Here is a 23,419-nt window from a genome sequence, read left to right as displayed (position 1 = left end):
GGCGGGAAGGGCGGTTGCGTCACGAGAGGGCCCCGGCCAGGCGTGCCAGGGACCGCTCGCGACCGAGCAGCTCGAGGGACTCGAAGAGCGGGGGCGAGACCTTCCGGCCGGTCGCGGCGATCCGCACCGGCCCGAAGGCCAGGCGAGGCTTGAGCCCGAGCCCTTCGATCAGCGCGCTGCGCAGGGCCTCCTCGATCGCGGCCGTGGACCACGTGGCCAGCCCCGCCAGGGCCTCGTGCGCCGCGCGTACGACCTCGCGTCCTGCGTCGTCGATCTCGTCGTGCCGGGTGAAGTCGGCCTCGTCGACGAAGAGGAAGCCGAGCATCGGGGCGGCCTCGGTGAGCTTGTTCATCCGCTCGGCGACCAGCGGCATCGCGAGCTCGAGCAGCTGGGCGTCGGAGTCGTGGACCGGGTCGCCGACCACGCCCGCGGCCTTGAGGTGGGGCAGCACCCGGTGGGTGAGCTCCTCGACCGACAGCATCCGCATGTGGTCGGCGTTGATCGCCTCGGCCTTCTTGAGGTCGAAGCGGGCGGGGTTGGGGTTGACGTCGCGGATCTCGAAGGACTCCACCATCTCCGCGAGGGTGAAGACGTCGCGGTCGGCGGCGATCGCCCAGCCGAGCAGGGCGAGGTAGTTGAGCAGCCCCTCGGGCAGGAAGCCCTGGTCGCGGTAGGCCAGCAGGTGGGCCTCCGGGTCGCGCTTGGAGAGCTTCTTGTTGCCCTCCCCCATCACGTAGGGCAGGTGGCCGAACTCCGGGACGGCCGACGACACCCCGAGCTCGACCAGCGCTCCGTGCAGCGCGATCTGGCGCGGGGTGCTGGAGAGCAGGTCCTCGCCGCGCAGCACGTGGCTGATCTCCATCAGGGCGTCGTCGACGGGGTTGACCAGCGTGTAGAGCGGGTCGCCGTTGGCACGGCACAGCGCGAAGTCGGGCACGAACTCGGTCTCGAACGTGACGTCGCCGCGGACCAGGTCTGTCCAGGTGATGCTGCCCTCGGGCATCCGGAAGCGGACCACGGGCCGGCGCCCCTCGCCCTCGAAGGCGGAGCGCTGCTCGGCGGACAGGTCGCGGCAGAACCCGTCGTAGCCCTGCACCTTCGAGCCCGCCGCCTTGCGCCGGGCGGTCACCTCGTCGGTGGTGCAGAAGCAGTCGTAGGTGAACGAGGACGCCGCCAGCCGGGCCAGGACGTCGCGGTAGATCTCGGTGCGCTCGGACTGCTTGTAGGGCCCGTGGGGACCACCGACCTCGATGCCCTCGTCCCAGGTCAGGCCCAGCCAGCGCCACACGTCGAGGATCGCGTCGTACGACTCCTGGGTGCTGCGCTCCTTGTCGGTGTCCTCCATGCGGAAGACGATGCTCCCGCCGTGGTGGCGGGCGAAGGCCCAGTTGAACAGCGCCGTGCGGGCGAGCCCCACGTGGGGCGAGCCGGTCGGCGAGGGGCAGAACCGGACGCGGACGCTCATCGCTTGGCCACCTTGTTGGTCAGGGTTCCGAGGCCCGCGATCGAGACCTCGACCTCGTCGCCCACCTCCATGGGACCGACGCCCTCGGGGGTGCCGGTGAGGATCACGTCGCCCGGCAGCAGCGTCATGACGCTGGAGACGTGGGCGACCAGGGTCGGGATGTCGAAGATCAGGTCGCGGGTGTTGCCGTCCTGCTTGAGGTCGCCCTCGAGGTGGGTCTGGATCGACACCCCGTCGGCGAAGTGCTGCGGGTCGAGGTCGGTCTCGATCCACGGGCCGAGCGGGCAGAAGGTGTCGAAGCCCTTGGCGCGGGTGAACTGCACGTCCGAGCGCTGCAGGTCGCGGGCGGTCACGTCGTTGCCGATGGTGTAGCCGTAGATGACGTCGGTCGCCTGCGCGGCCGGGACGTCGCGGCAGATCCGGCCGATGACGACCGCGAGCTCGCCCTCGAAGTGGAGGTCCTGGGTCTGCGACGGGTAGGCGATGGTGTCGCCCGGGCCGATCACGCTGGTGTTGGGCTTGAGGAACATCAACGGCTCCTCGGGCAGGTCGTGGCCGAGCTCCGCCGCGTGGGCGGCGTAGTTGCGGCCGATGCCGATCACCTTGCTGCGCGGCAGCACCGGCGCGAGCAGCCGGACGTCGGAGAGCTTGTGCTCCTCCTGGGTCGCCTTCACGCCGACGTACATCGGGTCGCCGGCGAGCGTGACGACCACCGAGTCGTCGGCCGGCTGGCCGTAGTCGTCGAGCTCTCCGGTGACCACGCCGTAGAGCGGGTCCTCGCCTGTCGTGAACCTTGCGATGCGCACGGACCGACCCTATCGAGAGGGTGGGGGCGGCGTACGCCGACCGGCGGCCCGGTCGCGAGACCTGCCCCGGGTCAGGCCGGGTCGGGCTCGAGGTCGCGGCTCCACAGCACGGTCCCCGACGTGTCACGCAGCGAGGCGGTCAGCAGGCCGGCCTCGTCGATGGCGACGTGGCCGAAGAACTGGTTGCCACCGCGGGGCGACTGGTTGGGGTGGTCGCCGACCTTGGAGAACTCCACCTCGGGGCCGAACGTGGCGTCGAGGGCGTTCGGGCCGAAGGTGCCCGCGTTGATCGGTCCGGCGACCAGCTCCCAGAACGGGTCGAAGTCGGTGAAGGCCGCTCGGTCCGGGGAGTAGTGGTGAGCCGCGCAGTAGTGCACGTCGGCGGTGATCCAGACCACGTTGCGGATGCCGTACCGCCTGATCGCCGAGAGCACCCGGGCGATCTCGAGCTCGCGCCCCAGCGGGGTCCCGGGATCGCCGTTGCCGACTCCCTCCTGGGCGGTGCCGTCGGGGACCACGAGCCCGAGCGGCAGGTCGGCGGAGATCACCTTCCACGTGGCGCGGGAGCCTCGCAGCTCACGGATCAGCCAGCCGACCTGCTGGCCGCCGAGGACCGGCGTCGGCGCCGGCTCGGTGTTGGCGGTGTTGGGCGACTTGTGGGTGCGCATGTCCAGGCAGAAGACGTCGAGGTGGGCGCCGCGCTCGACCTTGCGGTAGATGCGCGCCGCGGCGAAGCCGTCGCGGCCGCGACCGCGGACCGCGGCGCCCTGGATCGGCTGCCACTCCTGCCAGGCGCGGCGGGCGCGGGCGGCGAGCACGTCGACCCGCTTCTCGATGTAGCGGTCGTCGGCGAGGATCTCGCCCGGGTACCAGTTGTTGGTGGTCTCGTGGTCGTCCCACTGCGCCAGCACCGGGACCTCGGCGTACATCCGCCGGACGTTGTCGTCCATGAGGTTGTAGCGGTGGCGCGCCCGGAACTCCGCGAGCGTCTCGGCCACCTTGGTGACCTCGGGGATCAGCACGTTGCGCCAGACCTGCCCGTCGGGCTCGACGACCGTCTCCTCCAGGGGCCCGTCGGAGTAGACGGTGTCACCGGCGTGCACGAAGAAGTCGGGACTGGTGGCGGCCATCGTGGCGTACGCGGTCATGCCGCCCAGGTCGGGGTTGATGCCCCAGCCCTGGCCGGCGGTGTCGCCGGTCCACACGAAGCTGGTCGGGGCGGGGCGGCGGTCGCCGGTGCGGAAGGTGAGGGTGGCGGTCTCGCCGCGCGAGCCGTCCTCGCCCTCGAACCACAGGGTCGCCGCGTGCTCGCGCCCCGGGCGCAGGCCGCGCAGCTCGATCCGGCCGGTGAAGTCGCTCCCCTCCCCCACCTCGGGACCGCGGACCACACGGCCGTCGTCGATGCGGGCGACCAGGCGGCCGGGACCGGAGCTGCGAGCCCAGAGGACGGCCCGGTCGGTGGACACGTCGCCCGACTGCACACCGGACGGCAGGTGGAGGCGGTGGCGGAGCTGGCCGGGGCGCGCCAGGGCGGCGCGGGTCGGCGTGGTGGCGAGGAGGCCGGCGGCGGCCGTCCCGAGCAGGACGGGGCGGCGGCCGAGGCGGGGGTCCCGAGAGGTCATGGACCGACGGTGCTCCTGCGGGGTGAACACGGGGCCAACCCCCGGTGCAGGTCCGGTGACGACGCGTAGCCTTGTCCCACGTGGAGGTGCTCGAGGAGGCGACGTGGCGCGCGCGGTCGGCCGCGCACGTGGAGCGGCTGGCGCCGTACGTCGGGCCGCACCTCGCGCGCCGCCGGGCGGGAGAGAAGCACCCGGTCCACGACTTCCTCTTCTCCTACTACTCCCAGCGTCCGGCACAGCTGCTGCGCTGGCACCCCGGCTTCGGCGTGAGGCTGCTCGACGCCCCGGAGTACGCGGACCTGAAGGGCTACGCGGACGGCACGGTGAGCGAGGCCCACGTCGTGTCGCAGCGCCCGGTCCTGGAGGTGATCCACCGGCTCCTGGTGGCGACCGCGTCCCGGCCGGCCCACACCGGGTGCTTCGGGTTGCACGAGTGGGCGATGGTCTACCGGGCCGACCAGACCCGCCACCCGCAGCCCTTGCGGCTCGGCGCGAGCGGGACCGACGCGGTCGTGGAGTCGCACCGGGTCGCCTGCTCCCACTTCGACGCCTTCCGGTTCTTCACCGACGAGGCCCGCCCCCGCAACACGCTGAGTCCCGGTCGCGACGACCGGCCGGCCTTCGAGCAGCCGGGCTGCCTCCACGCGGGGATGGACCTCTACAAGCACGCCTTCCGGCTCAGCCCGATGGTCCCCTCCGAGCTGGTCGCCGAGTGCTTCGAGCTCGCGTGGGACATCCGCGAGCTGGACATGCGGGCGGCGCCGTACGACCTGGCGGGGTTCGGCTACGAGCCGGTCCGGATCGAGACGCCCCAGGGCAAGCAGCAGTACGCCGCGGCGCAGCGGCACTTCGCCGAGCGGGGCGCCCCGCTCCGTGCCCGTCTGGTGGCGGCGTGCGAGCGGTTGCTCGCCGTGTGAGCTCCGCCGTGGGGGCGGGGACGGCTACCGTGGTGGCATGAGGCTGCTCGGAGCCGTCCTGCTCGCTCTCGTGCTCACCGCCGGGTCCGCCCAGGCGGCCGGTGACCCGCGCTGGGAGTTCTACACCGGCGACAAGACCCGCTACACCTCGCCGTGGTTCGCCGGCGGTCACCGGATCATGATCCCGTTCGGCTGCACCCGGGCGCCCTACTACGACGCCGATCCGCGCTGCAAGAAGCAACGCGGGTTCCACCACGGCATCGACGTCGCGATGAAGTGCGGGACGCCGCTCCGTGCCGGCCGGCGCGGGTGGGTCGTGAGCAGCGAGGGACTCGGCCCGGCCTACGGCAGCAAGGTGCTGCGGATCCGCAACTACACCCAGGAGTGGGACGTCGTGATCGGCCACGCCCGCCGGGTGCTCGTCGAGCCCGGCGACCGGGTCCGGGCCGGCCAGCGGATCGCGCGAGCCGGCGCCGACGCAGCACCCGACGGCTGCCACCTCCACTTCGAGAAGCGGGCCATGAGCGGCGGACTGTCGACCGCCGTACACCCACGCCGTCTCCTGGGCCTGCGGCCGCGCCGGTGACGGAGCCGCTGACGGCGACCGGACGGGAGCTCCGCGGCGAGGACTGGTACGCCGACGACCTCGGCGCCGCCCGCTTCACCGACTGCACCTTCGTGGACGTCGACCTCTCGGAGGTGACCACGGCCGGGGCGGTCTTCGACGCCTGCACCTTCGCCGGCTGCCGCTTCAACTCCTCGGTCCACCGCTCGTCGGCCTTCGTGGCCTGCGAGTTCAACCGCTGCAACTTCTTCGACGCGACCCTGGAGGGCTGCAAGCTCAGCGGCTCCGTCTTCGTCGACTGCACGCTGCGGCCGTTGACGGTCGCCGGCGGGCAGTGGAGCGGGGTCACGATCCGCGGCACCACCCTGACCCAGCTCGACCTGACCGGCCTCGACCTGCGCGAGGCCGACCTCTCGCTGTCCGACCTCTCCGGGTCGGTGCTCCGCGACTGCCGGCTCGACGGCGCCAGCCTGCGCGACACCGTCCTCGGCAGCAGCGACCTGCGGGGTGCCTCGCTCGACCGGGTCGACCTCGCCGCGGCGCGGCTGCGGCGTACGAAGCTGGACCTGCAGGGTGCCGTGCTGCTGGCCGAGCTCCACGGCGCCGACGTCGACGTGACGACCTGACGTCGCTGTCGCACCACCGATAGTGCGTCACACGACGGTCGTCCCGACGGCCCTTGGACGACAGATTCGTGACGCACTATCGGGTCGCGCGGACCGCCAGTCCCGCGAGCACCAGGTCGAGCCCGGTCTCGAAGTCCGAGGTGTGGTCGGTGGACGTGGGGTCGGAGGCGATCGCCCCGGCACTGCCGGCCTGCCGATGGGTCTGCTCGTCGAGCGCGTGACCGAGCACGAAGTGGAGCAGGGTCCGCGACGCCGTGCCGGCGAGCTCGGGGTCGAGGCCGCCCTCGGTCAGCACCCCCACCAGCTCGTCGTACGGCGCCCGCGCCCCGAGCCCGAAGGCACGGACGGTCGCGACCACCTCGGCCCCGTCGGTCCAGGCCAGGCACGCGTCCCGCAAGGTGTGGCACGACGCGCGCGCCCGCTCCTCCCAGGACCCCTCGGGCAACGGTCGGCCGCCGCGGGCGAGGATCGTGTCGGCGACGGCGGCCAGCAGGGTCTGCTTGTCGGCGAAGTGGTGGTAGATCGCGCTCGGCTGCACACCGAGCTCGTTGCCGAGCCGGCGCATCGTCAGGTCCGGCAGCCCGTGGACGTCGAGGACCGCCAGGGCCCGGTCGACGACGTCGTCGCGGCGGTGGCGCACGTGATCCCTGCCTCGTCCGACCCGCATTGACCGGGTGTGGACCGCCACCCTAACCTGAACGCCGTTCAGTTTCTCCCCCGACGAGAGCAGCCACCATGAGCCGCCGCACCACGACCAGCACCGACGTCGCCCTGATCGCCGGGTTCGCGGCCCTGATCGCCGTCTGCGCCCTGCTGCCCGCGATCGCGGTCGGGTCCAGCGGAGTACCGATCACCCTGCAGACCTTCGCCGTCCTGCTCGTCGGCGCCGTCCTCGGCGCGAAGCGTGGCTTCCTGGCGGTCCTGCTGTACGTCGTGGTCGGGCTCGCCGGACTGCCGGTCTTCTCCGGCGGCGCCGGCGGGCTGGCCGTCCTGGCCGGCCCCAGCGTCGGCTACCTGCTGGCCTTCGCTCCCGCCGCGTTCCTCTGCGGCTTCCTGGTCGAGCGGCTGCCCCGCGCCAAGGTCGCCACCAGCGTGCCGCTCATCTTCCTGGCCGGCTGGCTCTCCAGCCTGCTCGTGATCCACCCGCTGGGCATCGCGGGCCTCGTCGTCCGGCTCGACCTGAGCTGGGCGGACGCCTTCGTCGTCGACCTGGCGTACTGGCCCGGCGACATCGCCAAGAACCTCGCCATGGCCCTCGTCGCGACGGCCGTGCACCGCGCCTTCCCGGACCTGCTCCCCCGGCGTACGCCGGCGGAGCACCCCGCCCCGGCCGCTGCGTGAGCCTGCTCGAGCTCCGGGACGTCACCGTCCGGCTCCCCACGACCGACGGCGACGTCCCGGTCCTGGCGGAGACCACGTTGAGGATCGACGAGCAGCGCGTCGCGCTCGTCGGCGCCAACGGCTCCGGCAAGTCCACGCTGGCCCGGCTGCTCAACGGCCTGGTCTCCCCCACCACCGGCCAGGTGCTCGTCGACGGCCTCGACGTGGCCCGGGAGGGACCGGCCGTGCGGCGCAAGGTCGGATTCTGCTTCACCGACCCCGCCGCCCAGCTGGTGATGCCGACGGTCGCCGAGGACGTCGCCCTGTCGCTGCGGCGCCACCACCCCGACAAGGCCGAGCGCCGGACGGCCGCCCTCGCGGTGCTGGGGAGGTACGGCCTCGCGGAGCTCGCCGACCGCAGCGTGCACGCCCTCTCCGGGGGCCAGCGGCAGCTGCTCGCCCTGGCCGGGGTCCTCGCCACCGACCCCGACGTCGTCGTGGCCGACGAGCCGACCACGCTGCTCGACCTGCGCAACACCCGCGAGGTCGCCGACCTGCTCTTCGGGCTGCGACAGCAGCTGGTGCTGGTCACCCACGACCTCGACCTCGCCCAGCGCTGCGACCGGGCCCTCCTCGTCGACGGTGGCCGGGTGGTCGCCGACGGCGCGCCCGCCGAGGTGGTCGCGACGTACCGGAGCCTGGCATGAGCCTGCTGGGGCTGCACCAGCCCGGCACGACCTGGCTCCACCGGCTGCCGGCCTCGGCGAAGCTGCTGGGACTCTTCGTGGCCGGAGTCGTCGTGGTCGTCCTGCGCGGCCCCCTGACCGCGCTCGTCGCGCTCGCCGCGGCCGTCGCGGTGCTGGCGTGGTCCGGCGCCGGGCTCCGAGTGCTGCTCCGGACGCTGCGCGGGCTGCTCCTGGTGGTGGTGCTGGTGGGCGCCTACTCGGCGTGGGCCCAGGGGTGGGAGCGGGCGGTCGAGCTGGTCGCCGACCTGCTGGCACTGGTCCTCCTCGCCACGGTGCTGACGGTGACGACGCCGATCGACGAGGTGCTCGACACCGTCACCCGCGGACTCGGGCCGCTGCGCAGGTGCGGGGTCGATCCGGAGCGGGTGGGACTCGCGTTCGCGCTGATGATCCGGGCCGTTCCGACCACCCTCGACCTGGCGCGTCAGACCCGTGAGGCGGCCGTCGCCCGGGGGCTGCAGCGAGACCCCAGGGCCCGGCTGGTGCCGCTGGTGGTGCGGTCGGTCGCGCACGCCCGCGCGACCGGCGATGCCCTCGACGCCCGGGGCATCGGGGACTGATCAGCCGGCCACCTGGTTGAGGAACCAGCGGTGGCCGAAGGGGTCCCGGAACACCGCGACCCGACCGGCCGGCGGCGAGTCCTCCGGCCCACGGTCCAGCACCACGCCGGCGGCGACCACCCGAGCGCACACGGCGTCGACGTCGGCCACCGTCAGGTGCAGCGACACGGCTGCTCCGCGCCCGGGGTCCGGGGCGGCGACCCCGGCCGAGTCGAACTCGTCGGACATCATCCAGCGGGCTCCGCCGACCGCGAGCTCGACGTGGCCCACGCGCCCGTCGTCCATCACGATCGGCTCCAGCACCACCTCGGCGTCCAGCGCCGCGGCGTACCACTCGATCGCCCGCCGGGCGTCCCTCACGCAGAGGTACGGGGTCAGCTCGCTCATCCCCCCACCCCACCACCGCGGGCGTGGTTTGTCACCGGCGCCGGTCAGGTCACGTGCTGCCGGCGCAGCCCGAAGGTCACGCCGTCGACCAGCGCCCCCCACGACGCCTCGATCACGTTGTGGCCCACGCCGACGGTCACCCACGTCGACTCGCCGTCGCTGGTCTCGATCAGCACCCGGGTGATGGCGTCGGTGCCGTGGCCCTGGTCGAGGATCCGCACCTTGTAGTCGATGAGCTCGAACTTCGCGACCTCCGGGTAGGCCTGCCCGATGGCCTCGCGCAGCGCCTGGTCGAGCGCGTTGACCGGGCCGTTCCCCTCACCGGTGACGACGTAGCGGACGCCTTCCGAGCGCAGCTTGACGGTCGCCTCCGAGATCGCCTCGTCGCCGGGGCGGGTCTCGGTGATCACCCGCCACGACTCGACCTCGAAGTACGCCGGCCGCCCGCCCTCGACCTCCTCGAGCAGCAGCAGCTCGAAGGACGCGTCGGCCGCCTCGAAGGTGTGGCCGCGCGACTCCAGCTCCTTGACCCGGTCGGTGATCCGGGTGAGGAGCTCCTTGTCGCCGGAGAGGTCGAAGCCGAGCTCGCGACCCTTGAGCTCGATCGAGGCGCGACCGGCCATGTCGGAGACCAGCAGCCGCATGTCGTTGCCGACGCCCACCGGGTCGAGGTGCTGGTAGAGGTTGGGGTCGACCTTGATCGCGCTCGCGTGGAGGCCGGCCTTGTGCGCGAACGCCGACGTGCCGACGTACGGCTGGCGCCCGGCGGGCGGGACGTTGGTGACCTCGGCGACGGCATGGGCGGTCCGGGTGGCCTCGCGCAGCAGTCCCTGCGGCAGCACCTGGCGGTCCAGCTTGAGCTCGAGGTTGGCGACGACCGAGACCAGGTCGGCGTTGCCGGTGCGCTCGCCGTAGCCGTTGATCGTCCCCTGGACGTGGGTGGCGCCGGCGTCGACCGCCGCGAGGGTGTTGGCGACCGCGCAGCCGGTGTCGTTGTGGCAGTGGATCCCGACCCGGACCCCGGTCGTCTCGACCACGTCGTGCACCACGTCGGCGACCCAGCCGGGCAGCATGCCGCCGTTGGTGTCGCAGAGCGCGGCGACCGAGGCGCCCGCCTCGTACGCCGTGCGGAGCACCTCGAGGGCGTAGTCGCGGTTGTCGCGGTAGCCGTCGAAGAAGTGCTCGGCGTCGAGGAACACCTCCTGGCCCTCGGCGCGGAGGTGGCTGACGGTGTCGCGCACCATCGCCAGGTTCTCCTCGAGCGTGGTGCGCAGGGCGAGCTCCACGTGGCGGTCGTGCGACTTGGCGACCAGGGTGACGACGCCGGCCCCCGAGTCGCGGAGTGCGCCGACGAGCGGGTCGTCCGCAGCACGTACGCCGGGGCGGCGGGTCGCCCCGAAGGCCGCGAGCCTCGCGTGGCGCAGGTCGAGCTCGTGGACCGCGCGCCGGAAGAACTCGGTGTCCTTGGGGTTGGCACCCGGCCACCCGCCCTCGATGTAGCCGACACCGAGGCCGTCGAGGTGGCGCGCGATCGTCAGCTTGTCGGCGACGGAGAGGGTGAGCCCCTCCTGCTGCGCGCCGTCGCGCAGCGTCGTGTCGTAGACGTGGAAGTCCCCCTGCAGGTCGACGGTGCTCTCCATCGGTGCAGTCCTCACTCGGTCGGGTACGGGCAACAAAAAACCTCCCGTGGGATACGAGAGGTGGGCGCGTCGAGGGTCTCGACGCGCTAGCAAATGATGATGCGGTGCTGCATGCCGACCAGTGTCGCACGGCTGACCGAGCGGCGAGACCGGCTTCTCGGCATGCGGGCGGGTGGGAGGTGGTCGCGGTTTCCCCCGGTCGGCCGGCGCGGGGAAACCGTCAGGGCAGCAGCGAGAACGGCGACCCCGACGGACCCCAGTCGGACCCGCGGGCCTCCGCAGCGGCAGCCAGGCCGACCGCCCCGCCCACGACCACGACGAACGCGACCAGCCACGGCCCCACCGACCGCGAGAGCGGGTGGACGACGCGGTTGACCGGGCCGCTGAGGCGGGAGCCGCCGGGGCCCAGCCACAGCGCGAGGCCGAGCACGGCGCCGCAGGCGAACAGGGTCACCGGCTCGCTGGCGGCGACGGCGTAGCAGACCAGCCCGCAGGCCAGCGCCAGGCCGAGGCTCCAGAGCAGGAGCAGCAGCGCCCCGGGGACCGCCTGCACGACGTGCCACGGGGAGGCGACGAGGAGCTGCGGACCGTCGTACCAGCGGGAGCCGCGGAGCTCCCGCCGCGCACCGGCTGCGCTGCCGGCCAGGGACCCGGCGCGGAGCACCCACACCAGGGCGGCGATCACGGCGACGGCCAACCACGGGGCGGCGAGCACAGCGGCACCGGTGGCCACGCCCAGCCCGGTGAGCAGGAGTCCGCGCCGGAGCCGTTCGGGGAGCCCGACCCGCGAGGCGCTCGCCGGCTCCTCGCCCAGGACCCGGGTGGGGTCGTGCTCGTCGTCCGGCTCGTCGTCGTCGAAGAAGCTCAGCGTCTGCTCGTGGCCACTCGTGGCCAGGGCGAGCGGGACGGTGTAGGGGTCGTCGCGGGGTGCCGGTGGCGCCGGCATCGCGACGACCGGGACGGGCCCGCCGACGAGCGCCGCGCGCAGCTCCTCGAGACCGGGGCGGTGGCGGGGCTCGGGGTCGAGCGCGGCCTCGACCAGCTCGGCGACGTCCTCGGGCAACCCGGTCAGGTCGTGCTGACCCCGGCGTACGCGGTCCATGATCGCCATCGACGGCCCCCGGCCGAAGGGCGGCCGGCCGGTGCCGGCGTACGCCACCGTGGCCGCCCAGGAGTGGACGTCGGAGGCCGCGGTCGCGTCATCGCCGTAGAGGATCTCGGGCGCGAGGTAGCCCGGCGTCCCGAGCAGCCAGCCGGTGTGGGTCAGGCGGGGGTCGTCGGCGACCCGGGCGAGGCCGAAGTCGATGAGGATCGGGGTCCGGCCCTCCATCAGCACGTTGGAGGGCTTCACGTCACGGTGCAGCACGCCGACGTCGTGCACGGAGGTGAGGCCCTCCGCCAGGCACTCGGCGAACCACCGGAGGTCGTCCCCGTCGATCGGTCCGTCCTCGTGCACCTGGTCGTGCAGCGACAGTCCGGGCACGTAGCGGGTCGCGACGTACGGGACGTCCCCCCACGGGTCGGCGTCGACGATCTCGGCCACCCAGCGGCTGCGGATCCGCGAGAGCGAGTTGACCTCGCGGTCCAGCCGCTGACGGGCCTCCTCGTCCCCCACGATGTGGGGTCGCAGCACCTTGAGCGCCACCCGCGGGCCGGTGCCGCGCCGCGCCAGGTGCACCACGCCCATGCCGCCCTCGCCGAGGCGGGTCAGGAGCTGGTAGCCGCCGACGGTGAGCCCCTCGGGCGACTGCGGGGAAGTCGTCACCCGAGCAGGTTAACGGCCCGGCAGCCGGATCCGGTGATCCCGCGACGACCCTGCCTCAGCCGTGGTCGTCGAGCTCGGCCAGCAGCCGACGCGTCGCCACCAGGCGGTACGACGCGTCGAGCAGCTCTGCCACCTCCGCCCAGTCGGTCCGCCGCAGGTCGAGGTCGAGGCCGCGCCAGCCGGAGGGCCCGTAGTAGGCCGGGACCCAGAAGCGGGGGTCGGTGTCCAGGGCGCCGACCTCGGCCGGGTCCGGCTTGAAGAGGACGGCCTGGTCGTGACGCTCGTGCTCGCCCGGGCGGACCTTGACGCCGCCGCCGTACACCGCGAACCCCTTGCCCCGCTGCCCTGCCCGGAAGTGCGGTCGGCCGTGCGAGACGCGCTCGACGACCTGCGGCAGGCCCGCCGTGGCGGCGCGGAGCCGCACGAGCACCGGGTCGTCGTCGTCGAACATCAGAGGATGACTCACCCGACCATGATGCCCGCGTCCCGACGTCCGTGGCGGCTACCCTGCCGGGCAAGGCGTCGCCGGTACTCGGACACGGCGGTGCACCACGCGGGGAGGATGCATGACCGGCCCGGACGACGACCTCGACCGTGCGCAGTACCTCGCGTGGTCGCGCACCTGGGAGGCGCTGGGACACCTGGCCAGCGTGCGTCCGCAGCGGCTCTCCCAGCGGCTCGTGGAGTTCTTCGAGGGCCTGTGCGTGCAGCTGGAGCCGACCCACACCTTGGAGATCGGCGCCCACGAGGCGACGTTCAGCCGGTGGGCCGCCGACCACCTGCCCACCGCGCACGTCACCGCGTTCGAGGCCAACCCGTGGGTGCACGAGAAGTTCGCGGCGGAGCTGGCCCCGACCCGGGTCGACTACCTCAACCTGTGCGTCGGGCCGGTGACCGGCGAGATCGAGCTGATCCTCCCTCGGCGCGTGGTCGGCGGTGGGCGCCGTCCCCTGGAGAGCAAGCTGGCCTCGCTGCACGCCCACACCCGGGCCGGCGACGAGCAGCGGGTGATGGTGCCGTCGGTCCGGCTCGGGGACCACCTCACGACGCTCGGTGACGACGACCGCGTGGTGGCGTGGATCGACGTGGAGGGGGCGATCGGGATGGTGCTCGAGGGCAGCGGGTCCGTGCTCGACCGCACCGAGGCCCTCGTCGTCGAGGTCGAGAACCAGACCATGTGGGAGGGGCAGTGGCTCGACGTCGATGTCGCCGCCCACCTCCGCGGGTGCGGCCTGATCCCGGTCGCGAGGGACGTCACGCCGCGGTCCCACCAGTACAACGTGGTCTTCGTCAGGGCCGGGCTCGCGCTCGACCCGCGCACGGCCGAGGACGCCGCGCACGTGGTGCGCCGGCCGCCGAAGCAGCAGGACACCGCCGGCCGGTGAGGCTCAGCAGACGCGGTGCATCCAGCCGAACGGGTCCTCGGCGCGGCCGTACTGGATGTCGACCAACGACTGGCGCAGCTCCATCGTGAGGTCGGTGCTGGCGGGCGCCGGCGCCTCGCCGCCGTCCCAACGCAGCGAGCCGACCGGGGTGACCACGGCCGCCGTCCCGCACGCGAAGATCTCCACGATGTCGCCGCTGGCGACCCCGTCCCGCCACTCGTCGATGGAGAGCTTCCGCTCCTCGACCGGGTGACCGAGCTTGCCGGCCAGCTCGATGATGCTGGAGCGGGTGATGCCCTCGAGGATGGTGCCGGTCTCGGGAGTGACGATGCGGCCGTCGGCGTGGACGAAGTAGAGGTTCATGCCGCCGAGCTCCTCGACGTAGCGACCCTCCTGCGCGTCGAGGAAGACCACCTGGTCGCAGCCCTGGCCGATCGCCTCCTGCTGGGCGACGAGCGAGCTGGCGTAGTTGCCGCCGGTCTTGGCCGCCCCCATGCCGCCGCGGCCGGCGCGGGTGTACTCCTCGGTGAGCCAGAGGGTGACGGGCTTGACGCCCCCCTTGAAGTAGGCGCCGGCGGGTGAGCAGATGACCATGAACGTCACGTGCTGGGCCGGGCGGACGCCGAGGAAGGTCTCGGAGGCGAACATGAAGGGCCGGACGTACAGGCTCTTCTCCCCCTGGCTGTCGGGCACCCACCGCTGGTCCTGCGTGACCAGGGCGTCGACGGCAGCCACGAAGTCCTCCTCCGGCAGCACCGGGAGGGCCAACCGGTGCGAGGAGCGCGCCATCCGTGCCGCGTTGGCCTCGGGACGGAAGGTCCACACCGAGCCGTCGTCGTGGCGGTAGGCCTTCATCCCCTCGAAGGTCTCCTGCGCGTAGTGCAGGACCGCCGTCGCCGGGTCGAGCGTCAGCGGGCCGTACGGCGTCACCCGTGCGTCGTGCCAGCCGCCGTCCGGCGTCCACTCGACCGTGAACATGTGGTCGGTGAAGTGGGTGCCGAACCCGGGGTTGGCGAGGATCTCGGTGAGCCGCTCGTCGGCGACCGGGTGGTCGCTGGGGGTGGTGCTGATGTGCATGGGGACAACCTATCGGGACGTCGGTCTCCCCGCCTGAGCGGGGAAACCGTCAGCCCGCGACGACCTCACAACCCCCGTCACCCCACTCCGGTGGGCGACCACCACCGCCTGCACCCGGTCACGCACGCCGAGCTTGGCCAAGACCCGCGCCACGTGGGTCTTGACGGTGGTCTCAGCGAGGTGGAGCTCGCCGGCGATCTCTGCGTTGGACTGGCCACGGGCCATCGAGCGCAGCACGTCGAGCTCACGCTCGGTGAGACGGTCGAGACCCGGCGCGCGCTCGGCGGGACGCACGTAGGAGTCGACCAGCCGCGCGACCACGCTGGGCCCCAGCGTGGTGTCCCCGGCGGCACAGCTGCGCACGGCGGCGATCAGCGCAGCGGGCTCGGTGGTCTTGAGGAGGAACCCCGCAGCCCCTGCGCGCAACCCCTCGAGCACGTACTCGTCGAGGTCGAACATCGTGAGCACCAGGCACCGCACCCGTGGCGCCACCTCGCGCAGCCTGGCGATCGCCGTGATCCCGTCACCTCCCGGCATCTCGACGTCCATGAGGACCACGTCCGGATCGAGCTCGGTGGCAAGCCGTACGGCGGCTCGACCGTCGTCGGCCTCGCCGACCACCTCGAGCTCGGGGTCGCTCCCCAGCACCGTCACCAGCCCTGCGCGCAGCAGGACGTTGTCATCGGCCACCAGCACCCGCAGCGTCACGACGCAGGCACCGCCCTCGTGACCGGCAGCGACGCCTCCACCGCGAAACCGTGCCCCTCGGGCCCGGTCCTCAGCGTCCCGCCCGCCAGCGCGACCCGCTCGGCCAGCCCCACCAGCCCGTAGCCCCGGGAGGCCGAGGCACCGCGTGCGCCGCCTCCCGTGTCGACCACCGACACGACGACCAACCCTCCGCGAACACCGACCCACACCGACACGGCAGCGCCGGGCGCGTGGCGCACGGCATTGGTCAGTGCCTCCTGCACCACCCGGTGCACCACCGGTCCGAGCGGGTCCGGTGGCGTGTCCCGCACCGTCAGGTCCACCGGCGTGCCCGTGGCCCGGATCCTCAGAACGAGCGCGTCGATGTCCTCCACCCCGCGCGAGGTGGATCTCGTCCCCGGGCCGAGTCGCTCGAGGTCTGCCAGGGTGTCGCGGGCGGTCGCATCGATGACGGCGACCGCTCGCGCGGCTGCCTCACGGTCCGAGGGCCACGACACCTGCCCGGCTGACGCCTGCATGGCGATGACGCCGATCGCATGGGAGGCGACGTCGTGGAGCTCGCGGGCGAAGCCTGCCCGCTCCGCCGATACAGCGGCGCTCGCCGCGTCGGCGAGCTCGGCCTCGCGGACAGCGGCACGCTGCCGGGCGCGGCCCTCGCGCCATCTGGCCAGGCGGACAGCGCCACCCCCGGCTGCGGCGACCGTCATGAGCAGCAGCGCCACGAAGAGGTTGTCCGGATCGTCCTGGGCGCGGCTCCAGCCCACGGCGACCACGAGGAGCAGGCCGGACGCCAGCTCGGAGGACGGCACCCGGGCCCGGGACACGGTGGCCCAGACCAGGCCCCCGAGGGTGCCGAAGGTCCAGAACCCGCCGAGCACCGGGGCGCCGAGCATCGATCCGAGCACGAAGATCGCCGCGCACGCGGTGCAGGCTGCGGTGAGGGCGACTGTCCGCCCCACCACGCACGCGGCGGCGAGAGCAGAGGTCATCACGGTCCAGGGCAGCAGATCGCGCGGGCCCTCGACCAAGGAGTATGCGGTGACCTCGACGGCCGCCAGCCCGGCGAGTGCCACCGCCAGCCCGAGATCGTGGCGGGGAACGCCCCCCTCGCGCGTCGGCCCGGCCGGTGCACTGGTCCGCGGCTCCGGCTCGCGCAGCAGACCCAGGTGCCGGCGCAGCTCGCTCGTCGCGAGCTGGGTGCGCTCGTGGATCCGTCGCAGGGCCGGCCGCGGGTCCTCGGGGTCCAGGTCTGCCACCTCGTCGCGGATCTCGGCCACCTGCAGCCGGAGCGCCGAGGCGATCTCGTCGGCCAGCCGCCTGCGCTCCTCCCGGATCGCGGCCAACGCGACCTCCCCGGGCTCGGTACCCGCGAGGTCAGCCGCGCGGACACGCTCCCGCCGGGCCCGGAGGGCTGAGGACAGCGCCGTACGTAGGACCTCGCCGGCGAGCACCAGCAGCACCGTGACGAAGACCCACTCCGGGAAGCCTGCGTCTCGGTCGCGCAGGACCAACGCCAGCGTGACGGCCGCGGCGACCGCCACCAGGGCGAGGTCGAACGGTCCCGGGCGACGCACACCTCAGGATAGGCGTCGTCGCTGCCCGACGGCGTCCTCCGCAAGGACGACCCTGCATCGTCCTCCCGCCGACCGGTCAGGGCCGCCATGGCCGACGCGGCGACCTGGTCCTGCTGCCTAGGGTCCGGGGGACGGGCCACGAGGTCCGGGATCCGGAGGCCCCGACATGAAGCTTGCGCCGCACCATCGGCTGGCCCTGGCAGGCGCTGTCCTGACCTCCGCCATCGCGCTCACCGACGCCGTGACCCATGGCCTGACCGGGGGGTGGTCGCCCTTCTCGGAGGAGTCCGAGGCGACGACCATGGTGGTCGTCGGCTGCTTGGTCCACGGACTCACCTACGCCGCCCTCGCCCTCGTGCTCGTACGAGAGGCGCCGGCCTTCGCCGCCACCAACCGGATCGCCCGGGCGACCCGCTGGGTGCTCCTGCCGAGCCTGGTCACGCTGGCGCTCGGATTCCTGACCGCGGTCCCCGCCATGACGGCGTACCACGTGACGTCCGGCGTCGTGTACGACGTCTCCGGACTCGTCGCCACGTTCGCCTTCCTCGGGTTGATCCTGGGTGCGCTGGTCCTGGGGCTCGCTGCCCTGCGCACCCGCGCGCTCGGGACAGGCGGGCAGGTGCTGGCCCTGATGCTCCCCGTCCTGGGCGTGACCGTGCTGCTCCAGGTGCTGGCTCCGCTCTGGGCGCACCCGGCCTATCTCGAGACCACGCTGCAGCTCGGCCTCGCCCTCGTCGGGGTCGGCGCCACCGCCCCAGCCACCACCGGACGATCGGTCCTGCCGTCACAGGTCGGGTGATCACCGGGCACCGTCCCCCTCGTCAGCGCACTGGTCCGAGCTGCGACCCACGTGCTGGTCGGCAGGTCCCTGATCGGGATCGGTACGCCTCAGCCGGCGGCCCGGGACGCGATCGCGTCCCCGACCGCGGCGGTCTGACGTGGTCCCCCGGCGGTCCTGGCAGCCAGGTCCTCGACGACCGCCCGCTCGACGCGGGCCGCCGCGTCGTGGTGCCCGAGGTGGTCGAGGAGCAGGCCTGCCGAGAGGATCGCCGCGGTGGGGTCGGCCTTCTGCTGGCCTGCGATGTCGGGCGCGGAACCGTGCACCGGCTCGAACATCGACGGGGCGGTCCGGTCGGGGTTGATGTTCCCCGAGGCGGCGAGCCCGATGCCACCGGTGACGGCCCCCGCCAGGTCGGTGATGATGTCGCCGAAGAGGTTGTCGGTGACGACCACGTCGAAGCGGGCCGGGTCGGTGGCGAGGAAGATGGTCGCCGCGTCGACGTGGAGGTAGTCCACCTCGACCTGCGGGAACTCCTCGCCCACCTCGCGGACCAGCCGCGACCAGACGGCGCCCGCGTGCGTCAGCACGTTGGTCTTGTGGACCAGCGTGAGCCGGCGTCGGGGCCGGGCACCGGCACGGGTGAAGGCGTCGCGCACCACGCGCTCCACGCCGTACGCGGTGTTGAGCGACACCTCGGTCGCGACCTCGTGGGGCGTGCCCACCCGGACCGAGCCGCCGTTGCCGGTGTAGGGACCCTCGGTGCCCTCGCGCACGACCACGAAGTCGACCTCGCCCTTGGCCAGCACGCTGTCGGCCAGCGGGGTCGCGACGCCCGGGAAGATGCGGGACGGTCGCAGGTTGACGTAGTGGTCGAGCTCGAAGCGCAGCCGCAGCAGCAGCCCGCGCTCGAGCAGCCCCGGCGGCAGGTTCGGGTCACCCGGGCGGCCGCCCACGGCTCCCAGCAGGATCGCGTCGTGCCCGCGGACCTCGTCGAGCACGGTGTCGGGCAGCACCTCGCCGGTCATGAGGTAGCGCTCGGCGCCGAGGTCGTAGTGGGTCTGCTCGAACGTGGCGTCGGGCACGGCCTCGAGGACCTTCAGGGCCTCGGCGGTGACCTCGGGGCCGATGCCGTCGCCGCCGATGACCGCGATCCGGTGGGAAGTCGTCATGTCGGCCGAGGTTAGTTGTCGTCGGGACGCTGACCGCCGTTGTCCCGCAGGTCGAGCGAGGCCTGGACGGCCTCGTGGCTGCGCGGGTTGTTCGGGTCGTGGCTGGCGGGGCCCCAGTCGGGGTACATGTCGTACATGGATCTGTCTCCTGGTGGTGGCTGCCCCGCGGCGGGCCGTCCGGGATGGCTCACGGATCGCGTGAGTCCACGAGGGACGGAGTCCAGGAGAGATGCGGGTGGCGCGTGACTGCCGGCGTACCCGCCGCGGAGCTGGTGAGGTCTTCAGCTGGATCGAGGGGCCCGCAACGCCGAACTCCGCGGCGAGGTGGCCCGCTCGTCAGGCCTCGCCGCGGCGCTCGATGAGTACGAACACGCTCCGCATGGTGGGACCACCGTACGTCGGCTCCGCAGGGGCCGCGACCGGTTTCACGACACCGTCCGCCATGCGAGACGTACCGACCGGAATGAGAGACTCGGCCCCATGAGCGCACCCCCCGAGCTGCCCGAGATCGTCCGGCGCGCCTTCGACGTGTCCCGCCGCGCCGGCTACGTGTCGTTCTGCCGCAACGAGACCGGCCGGTTGCTGGCCACCCTGGCGGCGACCCGGTCAGGCACCCTCGCCGAGTTCGGCACCGGCACCGGCGTCGGCACCGCCTGGCTGCGCTCGGGGGTCCGCGCGGACGCCCAGATCCTCACCGCCGAGCTCGAGCCCCGGCTGGCCGGGGCGGCCGCCGAGATCTTCGAGGACGACCCGCAGGTCGACGTCCGGACCGCCGACTGGGCGACGCTGCTCGACCAGGGCCCGTTCTCGCTGCTCTACCTCGACTCGGGCGACCCCGACGCGGTGCGCGTCGACGCCGTCGCCGACCTGGTCGAGCCCGGTGGCATCGTCGTGCTCGACGACTTCACGCCCTGCGAGCAGTGGCCGCCGATCACCTACGGCCGCGTCGACACGCTGCGCGAGGAATGGCTCACCGACGAGCGCTTCACCGCCGTCGAGGTGCTCGTCGCCTCCGACGCGGCCACGCTCATCGCGACCCGCCACTGACCCCGGGCCCGGCCCGGACCCGGCTCCGCCGCCGCGCCCACCGCCAGCGGCGCCACCGCCGTCGCAGCCTGCGCAGCAGCGACGGCTCCCGACGGCGTACGTCGGCCAGCGTCAGCGTGCCGGCAGCACCGAGCTCCGCGACCTGGGCGAGGTAGAGCTCCGCGCAGGCGAGGGCGTCCCCCAGCGCGTCGTGCGCACGCACGGGCGGGAGCCCGAACCGGTCCCGGGCGCGCCACAGGCGGAGCGCCCCGCGCGGCAGCTCCCCACCCCCGCGCGTGAGCAGCCGGCGCTGCAGGTCCATCGTGCAGACCACCGGGACGTCGGGCAGCTCCTCGCCGACCGACCCGAAGGCGGCCCTGAGGAAGGCCACGTCGAACGGGGCGTGGTGGGCCAGCAGCACCCGTCCCTCGAGGGCGGCCCGCAGCTCGGCGAGCACCTCCGGCAACGGCCGGCCGGTCGCCAGGTCGTCGTGGGTCAGGCCGTGGATGACGACCGCGGCGCCCGGTCCGCCGTCGCCCCCGACGAGGAGGCGGCGGGCGCCGCCGAGCGGGACGCGGAACCCGTCCACGGGCACGAACCCGATGGCCAGGACCCGCTCGGTCGCCGGGTCCAGGCCGCTGGTCTCGAGGTCGACGGCCAGCAGGGACAGGTCCGCCAACGGCGTCCGCTCCGGGATCACCACAGTGCCGACACGGGGTGTCTCTGCGCGAGCGCGGACTGCGCGGACCGCAGCACCCCGAAGACGGTGCGCAGGTGGCGCTGCTCCAGGGAGCTCAGCGCCGAGGGGTCGACGTGGTTGTCGGGAAGCGCCCCGTGGCGGACCTGGTCGGCCTGGTGGCCGAGCCGGAGCGCGGTGAGGTACTCCCACGCGTCATGCAGGTCGTCCGCCAACGGCCGGCTGAGCGCCCCGCCGGCCACGGCGTCCTCCAGCCGCTCCAGCGTGCTGGTGGCCGGCGACCCGACCGTCAGCGCGTGGATGCGGGCGATCTCGACCACGATCCCGATCCCGCCACGCTTGAGGTCGAGGGTGTCGCGGTGCTCACCGGTCCGCTCCACGACCAGCCCGCGGAAGAAGCCGACCGGGACGGGGCGGGCGGCGGCGTGGCTCGCGAGGTGGGCCAGGAACAGGTCGGCGCCGGCGGCCGAGCGCCGCAGGTGGTCGGCGACGTCGGCCGTCAGCGACGCTTCCCCGGACAGGTGTCGCAGGTCGAAGAAGATGCTGGCGCCGATCACCGCACCCGGCGTCGGCTCGCGCACCCACGCCGACACCTCGTCACGCCATCCGGCCCGGGTGCGACGCCACCGAGCGTCCCCCGCCATCGTGCCGCCCCCGCAGCGCGGGTAGCCCACGACCTCCAGGTCGGCCGTCACCCGATCGGCCAGCTCCACGAACCAGGCGTCGTCGGCCTCCGAGGCGTCGTCGTGGAGCACCAGGGCGTGGTCCTGGTCCGCGTGGAGGGCCTGCTCGAAGCGGGCACGCGACCCGAGGGTCACCCAGGCGTAGGGCACCGGTGCCGGGCCGATCGCGTCCTCCGCCAGGGTCACGAGCCGCCGCTCGACGGCGTCGCCGATCGTGGTGACGACCCTGCTGGCGTCGCGGGCCGAGGTGCCCTGCCGGACGAGCGAGGCCACGAGGCCGGCGAGCCGGCCGGCCGCCTCGGCCACCTCCGCCGCGTCGCGGGCGCGCGCGACGTCACCGACGAGGTGGACCGGGTCGGCCTGCTCCAGGCGCATCAGGTCCGTGGCCGTCACCACGCCGACCGGCCGCCCGTCACGGAGCAGGGGCAGGTGGTGCAGGTTGCGGCGCACCAGCTCGAGCAGCACCTCGAGCGCGACGGCGTCGGGCGAACCGGTCACCGGCTCGGGTGTCATGACCGCGGACACCGCGACAGCGGGGTCGGTCCCGGCCGCGACCACCCGGCTGCGCAGGTCGCGGTCGGTCAGGATGCCGACCAGCCGCTCGCCGTCGGTCACCAGCACCGAGGAGACCTGCTCCCGGTGCATCACCTCGGCCGCCTCGCGGACGGTGGCGGTGGCGGCGACGGTCACCGGCGGCCGGCGTACGAGGTCGGCGACGCGGGTGCGCAGCACCGCCCGCTGCAGGTCGTCGGCGTGCAGGTCGCGCTGGTGCTCGACGGCGCCGCGGAGCCGGTCGCCACCCCGCTCGCGGAGGGCGGCGGCCAGGGCGGGGTGTCGCGCGAGCAGCTCCCCGGCGGCAGCCGCCGGCAGCACGAGCAGCAGCGAGTCCTCGATCGCGCTCACCGTGACCGGCTGGGCCGTCCCGGCCACGAGGGCAGGGCCCCCGACGCTGGTGCCCGCACCACCCCGCTGGACGAGCTCGCCGTCGGCGTCGCGGGCCTCGACGGCTCCGGAGCGGACGACCAGCAGGCCCTCCGGCACCTCGCCGGCCGGGAGCACCACCTCCCCGCGCCGGCGGTAGACGACCTCGAGCAGCGCCGGGAGGGTGCTCAGCTCGTGCGCCGGGAGCGCGTCGAAGGGTGCGTGCGCCGCGAGGAAGTCACGGATCTCGGCAAGCTCGACGTCCAGGGCCACGGGCCCATCATGCCGGGGGCGTCACCTCGACGGTCCACGCCGGCAGCAGCGCCTGCGCCAACGGGCCGATCGCCAGGGCGTAGAGCACGGTGCCGAGCCCGAGCGTGCCGCCGAGCAGCAGGCCGACCACCACGACCGAGGCCTCCAGGACCGTGCGGACCAGGCGCATCGAGCGGCCGGTACGTCGGGCGAGGCCGGTCATCAGGCCGTCGCGCGGGCCGCGACCGAGCTGGGCGCCGATGTACATCGCGGTGGCCAGCCCGTTGAGGAGCACCCCGGCGACCAGCAGCCCCACCCGGAGCGCGGTCCCGTCGGGGGTGCCGAGCACCGCCAGGGTCGCGTCGGCGGCCAGGCCGACGACGACGGCGTTGGAGATCGTCCCGAGACCGGGCACCTCGCGCAGCGGGATCCAGGCCAGGAGCACCACGACGCTGATCAGGATCACGGCCTGTCCGAGCGTGATCGGCACGTGGCGGATGAAGCCGGAGTGGAGCACGTCCCACGGGGCGAGGCCGAGCTCGCCGCGGACCATCAGGGCGAGCGAGACGCCGTACAGCACCAGGCCGACGTACAGCTGGACGAGACGGCGGGGCAGCCGACCGGCCCGCAGCTGCGCCACCGGTCCGAGGTCGGTGAGGGCCGGGCGTGCCGTCACGAGGTGCGTCATGGCACCGAGGATCTCCCGGATTGGCCTTGTGATCCATAG

General features: G+C 73.5%; 25 protein-coding genes. 9 read left to right on the top strand and 16 right to left on the bottom strand.

What is annotated here, in order from left to right; translation table 11 throughout:
• Positions 1-19: 19 nt before the first annotated feature.
• The 3 genes from gltX to EXE57_RS18330 form a co-directional block, all read right to left on the bottom strand.
• Positions 20-1,465 (bottom strand): glutamate--tRNA ligase, encoded by a 1,446-nt coding sequence (gene gltX / locus EXE57_RS18340; RefSeq protein ID WP_135080027.1) that lies wholly within the window; start codon positions 1,463-1,465, stop codon positions 20-22.
• Positions 1,462-2,271, bottom strand: a complete 810-nt coding sequence (locus EXE57_RS18335; RefSeq protein ID WP_135080025.1) for a fumarylacetoacetate hydrolase family protein — start codon at positions 2,269-2,271, stop codon at positions 1,462-1,464. The genes gltX and EXE57_RS18335 overlap by 4 nt, the downstream gene beginning before the upstream one ends.
• 71 nt (positions 2,272-2,342) lie before the next feature.
• On the bottom strand, positions 2,343-3,893 hold the full coding sequence (locus EXE57_RS18330; protein ID WP_135080023.1) for an alkaline phosphatase D family protein: 1,551 nt from the start codon (positions 3,891-3,893) through the stop codon (positions 2,343-2,345).
• 80 nt (positions 3,894-3,973) lie between these two features.
• Here EXE57_RS18330 and EXE57_RS18325 point away from each other — a divergent pair, with 80 nt between their 5' ends.
• The 3 genes from EXE57_RS18325 to EXE57_RS18315 are packed head-to-tail and all read left to right on the top strand — an operon-like array spanning position 3,974 to position 6,001.
• The gene (locus EXE57_RS18325) at positions 3,974-4,810 is read left to right on the top strand and encodes a 3-methyladenine DNA glycosylase (protein WP_208542907.1); all 837 of its coding nucleotides are present in this window, start codon (positions 3,974-3,976) and stop codon (positions 4,808-4,810) included.
• 37 nt (positions 4,811-4,847) lie between these two features.
• Positions 4,848-5,396: a M23 family metallopeptidase gene (locus tag EXE57_RS18320; RefSeq protein ID WP_135080019.1), complete on the top strand. Its 549-nt coding sequence runs from the start codon at positions 4,848-4,850 to the stop codon at positions 5,394-5,396.
• A complete protein-coding gene (locus tag EXE57_RS18315; protein ID WP_244246896.1) occupies positions 5,393-6,001 on the top strand; it encodes a pentapeptide repeat-containing protein in 609 nt (202 codons plus the stop codon). Before EXE57_RS18320 ends, EXE57_RS18315 begins: the two co-directional genes overlap by 4 nt.
• A 76-nt stretch (positions 6,002-6,077) precedes the next feature.
• Here the strand turns inward: EXE57_RS18315 and EXE57_RS18310 are convergent, their stop codons facing one another.
• On the bottom strand, positions 6,078-6,641 hold the full coding sequence (locus tag EXE57_RS18310) for a TetR/AcrR family transcriptional regulator C-terminal domain-containing protein (protein ID WP_135080017.1): 564 nt from the start codon (positions 6,639-6,641) through the stop codon (positions 6,078-6,080).
• Positions 6,642-6,736: 95 nt separating this feature from the next.
• Here EXE57_RS18310 and EXE57_RS18305 point away from each other — a divergent pair, with 95 nt between their 5' ends.
• From EXE57_RS18305 to EXE57_RS18295, 3 genes are read left to right on the top strand one after another with little or no spacing between them, the layout of a single operon-like run.
• Entirely contained in the window at positions 6,737-7,342 is a 606-nt protein-coding gene (locus EXE57_RS18305) for a biotin transporter BioY (protein WP_135080015.1), read from the top strand.
• Between the two features lie 2 nt (positions 7,343-7,344).
• Positions 7,345-8,028, top strand: coding sequence for an energy-coupling factor ABC transporter ATP-binding protein (locus tag EXE57_RS18300; RefSeq protein ID WP_135081133.1), 684 nt, complete (start codon positions 7,345-7,347; stop codon positions 8,026-8,028).
• Positions 8,025-8,627, top strand: a complete 603-nt coding sequence (locus EXE57_RS18295; RefSeq protein ID WP_135080013.1) for an energy-coupling factor transporter transmembrane component T — start codon at positions 8,025-8,027, stop codon at positions 8,625-8,627. Before EXE57_RS18300 ends, EXE57_RS18295 begins: the two co-directional genes overlap by 4 nt.
• On the opposite strand, the gene EXE57_RS18290 is transcribed toward EXE57_RS18295, so the two are convergent.
• From EXE57_RS18290 to EXE57_RS18275, 4 genes are all read right to left on the bottom strand, one after another.
• Positions 8,628-9,014 carry a VOC family protein gene (locus tag EXE57_RS18290; RefSeq protein ID WP_135080011.1) on the bottom strand — a complete coding sequence of 129 codons (387 nt, stop codon included), beginning with the start codon at positions 9,012-9,014 and terminating at the stop codon, positions 8,628-8,630.
• Positions 9,015-9,058: 44 nt separating this feature from the next.
• The gene (gene cimA, locus EXE57_RS18285) at positions 9,059-10,654 is read right to left on the bottom strand and encodes a citramalate synthase (protein ID WP_135080009.1); all 1,596 of its coding nucleotides are present in this window, start codon (positions 10,652-10,654) and stop codon (positions 9,059-9,061) included.
• A 220-nt stretch (positions 10,655-10,874) separates the two neighbouring features.
• Positions 10,875-12,419 carry a serine/threonine-protein kinase gene (locus EXE57_RS18280; RefSeq protein ID WP_135080007.1) on the bottom strand — a complete coding sequence of 515 codons (1,545 nt, stop codon included), beginning with the start codon at positions 12,417-12,419 and terminating at the stop codon, positions 10,875-10,877.
• Between the two features lie 55 nt (positions 12,420-12,474).
• Positions 12,475-12,885, bottom strand: coding sequence for an MmcQ/YjbR family DNA-binding protein (locus tag EXE57_RS18275; protein ID WP_135080005.1), 411 nt, complete (start codon positions 12,883-12,885; stop codon positions 12,475-12,477).
• A gap of 100 nt (positions 12,886-12,985) precedes the next feature.
• Here EXE57_RS18275 and EXE57_RS18270 point away from each other — a divergent pair, with 100 nt between their 5' ends.
• Complete coding sequence (locus tag EXE57_RS18270; protein WP_135080003.1) at positions 12,986-13,804, top strand: FkbM family methyltransferase; 819 nt, start codon at positions 12,986-12,988, stop codon at positions 13,802-13,804.
• 3 nt (positions 13,805-13,807) lie between these two features.
• Here EXE57_RS18270 and EXE57_RS18265 read toward each other — a convergent pair whose 3' ends face one another.
• The 3 genes from EXE57_RS18265 to EXE57_RS18255 are packed head-to-tail and all read right to left on the bottom strand — an operon-like array spanning position 13,808 to position 17,163.
• Positions 13,808-14,881, bottom strand: a complete 1,074-nt coding sequence (locus EXE57_RS18265) for a branched-chain amino acid aminotransferase (RefSeq protein WP_135080001.1) — start codon at positions 14,879-14,881, stop codon at positions 13,808-13,810.
• Between the two features lie 9 nt (positions 14,882-14,890).
• Positions 14,891-15,589 carry a response regulator gene (locus tag EXE57_RS18260; RefSeq protein WP_135079999.1) on the bottom strand — a complete coding sequence of 233 codons (699 nt, stop codon included), beginning with the start codon at positions 15,587-15,589 and terminating at the stop codon, positions 14,891-14,893.
• On the bottom strand, positions 15,586-17,163 hold the full coding sequence (locus tag EXE57_RS18255) for a sensor histidine kinase (protein ID WP_135079997.1): 1,578 nt from the start codon (positions 17,161-17,163) through the stop codon (positions 15,586-15,588). The genes EXE57_RS18260 and EXE57_RS18255 overlap by 4 nt, the downstream gene beginning before the upstream one ends.
• A 166-nt stretch (positions 17,164-17,329) precedes the next feature.
• On the opposite strand from EXE57_RS18255, the gene EXE57_RS18250 reads away from it, so the two are divergent.
• A complete protein-coding gene (locus tag EXE57_RS18250; RefSeq protein WP_135079995.1) occupies positions 17,330-17,962 on the top strand; it encodes a hypothetical protein in 633 nt (210 codons plus the stop codon).
• An 89-nt stretch (positions 17,963-18,051) separates the two neighbouring features.
• Here EXE57_RS18250 and EXE57_RS18245 read toward each other — a convergent pair whose 3' ends face one another.
• Both EXE57_RS18245 and EXE57_RS20420 read right to left on the bottom strand, forming a co-directional pair.
• Positions 18,052-19,113 (bottom strand): 3-isopropylmalate dehydrogenase, encoded by a 1,062-nt coding sequence (locus EXE57_RS18245; RefSeq protein WP_135079993.1) that lies wholly within the window; start codon positions 19,111-19,113, stop codon positions 18,052-18,054.
• 11 nt (positions 19,114-19,124) lie between these two features.
• Complete coding sequence (locus EXE57_RS20420) at positions 19,125-19,250, bottom strand: hypothetical protein (RefSeq protein ID WP_279633185.1); 126 nt, start codon at positions 19,248-19,250, stop codon at positions 19,125-19,127.
• A gap of 343 nt (positions 19,251-19,593) precedes the next feature.
• Here EXE57_RS20420 and EXE57_RS18240 point away from each other — a divergent pair, with 343 nt between their 5' ends.
• Entirely contained in the window at positions 19,594-20,160 is a 567-nt protein-coding gene (locus tag EXE57_RS18240) for an O-methyltransferase (protein ID WP_135079991.1), read from the top strand.
• Here the strand turns inward: EXE57_RS18240 and EXE57_RS18235 are convergent.
• Genes EXE57_RS18235 through yczE form a run of 3 tightly spaced genes read right to left on the bottom strand, consistent with a single transcriptional unit; the run spans position 20,141 to position 23,380 of the window.
• Positions 20,141-20,818 carry a 3'-5' exonuclease gene (locus EXE57_RS18235; RefSeq protein WP_208542906.1) on the bottom strand — a complete coding sequence of 226 codons (678 nt, stop codon included), beginning with the start codon at positions 20,816-20,818 and terminating at the stop codon, positions 20,141-20,143. The genes EXE57_RS18240 and EXE57_RS18235 overlap by 20 nt on opposite strands.
• A gap of 17 nt (positions 20,819-20,835) precedes the next feature.
• Entirely contained in the window at positions 20,836-22,713 is a 1,878-nt protein-coding gene (locus EXE57_RS18230) for a putative nucleotidyltransferase substrate binding domain-containing protein (protein ID WP_135079987.1), read from the bottom strand.
• 7 nt (positions 22,714-22,720) lie between these two features.
• Positions 22,721-23,380, bottom strand: a complete 660-nt coding sequence (yczE, locus tag EXE57_RS18225; protein ID WP_135079985.1) for a membrane protein YczE — start codon at positions 23,378-23,380, stop codon at positions 22,721-22,723.
• Positions 23,381-23,419: the final 39 nt, after the last annotated feature.

The sequence above is a fragment of the Nocardioides euryhalodurans genome, from assembly GCF_004564375.1.
Classification (GTDB): domain Bacteria; phylum Actinomycetota; class Actinomycetes; order Propionibacteriales; family Nocardioidaceae; genus Nocardioides; species Nocardioides euryhalodurans.
This window is presented reverse-complemented; position numbering and strand designations above follow the sequence as displayed.

Excerpts from the sequence above, each read along its gene's own strand:
- gltX (WP_135080027.1), bottom strand. The coding sequence starts at position 1,465 with ATGAGCGTCCGCGTCCGGTTCTGCCCCTCGCCGACCGGCTCGCCCCAC.
- EXE57_RS18330 (WP_135080023.1), bottom strand. The coding sequence starts at position 3,893 with ATGACCTCTCGGGACCCCCGCCTCGGCCGCCGCCCCGTCCTGCTCGGG.
- EXE57_RS18320 (WP_135080019.1), top strand. The coding sequence starts at position 4,848 with ATGAGGCTGCTCGGAGCCGTCCTGCTCGCTCTCGTGCTCACCGCCGGG.
- EXE57_RS18305 (WP_135080015.1), top strand. The coding sequence starts at position 6,737 with ATGAGCCGCCGCACCACGACCAGCACCGACGTCGCCCTGATCGCCGGG.
- EXE57_RS18295 (WP_135080013.1), top strand. The coding sequence starts at position 8,025 with ATGAGCCTGCTGGGGCTGCACCAGCCCGGCACGACCTGGCTCCACCGG.
- EXE57_RS18290 (WP_135080011.1), bottom strand. The coding sequence starts at position 9,014 with ATGAGCGAGCTGACCCCGTACCTCTGCGTGAGGGACGCCCGGCGGGCG.
- cimA (WP_135080009.1), bottom strand. The coding sequence starts at position 10,654 with ATGGAGAGCACCGTCGACCTGCAGGGGGACTTCCACGTCTACGACACG.
- EXE57_RS18270 (WP_135080003.1), top strand. The coding sequence starts at position 12,986 with ATGACCGGCCCGGACGACGACCTCGACCGTGCGCAGTACCTCGCGTGG.
- EXE57_RS18265 (WP_135080001.1), bottom strand. The coding sequence starts at position 14,881 with ATGCACATCAGCACCACCCCCAGCGACCACCCGGTCGCCGACGAGCGG.
- EXE57_RS18250 (WP_135079995.1), top strand. The coding sequence starts at position 17,330 with ATGAAGCTTGCGCCGCACCATCGGCTGGCCCTGGCAGGCGCTGTCCTG.
- EXE57_RS18245 (WP_135079993.1), bottom strand. The coding sequence starts at position 19,113 with ATGACGACTTCCCACCGGATCGCGGTCATCGGCGGCGACGGCATCGGC.
- EXE57_RS20420 (WP_279633185.1), bottom strand. The coding sequence starts at position 19,250 with ATGTACGACATGTACCCCGACTGGGGCCCCGCCAGCCACGACCCGAAC.
- EXE57_RS18240 (WP_135079991.1), top strand. The coding sequence starts at position 19,594 with ATGAGCGCACCCCCCGAGCTGCCCGAGATCGTCCGGCGCGCCTTCGAC.
- yczE (WP_135079985.1), bottom strand. The coding sequence starts at position 23,380 with ATGACGCACCTCGTGACGGCACGCCCGGCCCTCACCGACCTCGGACCG.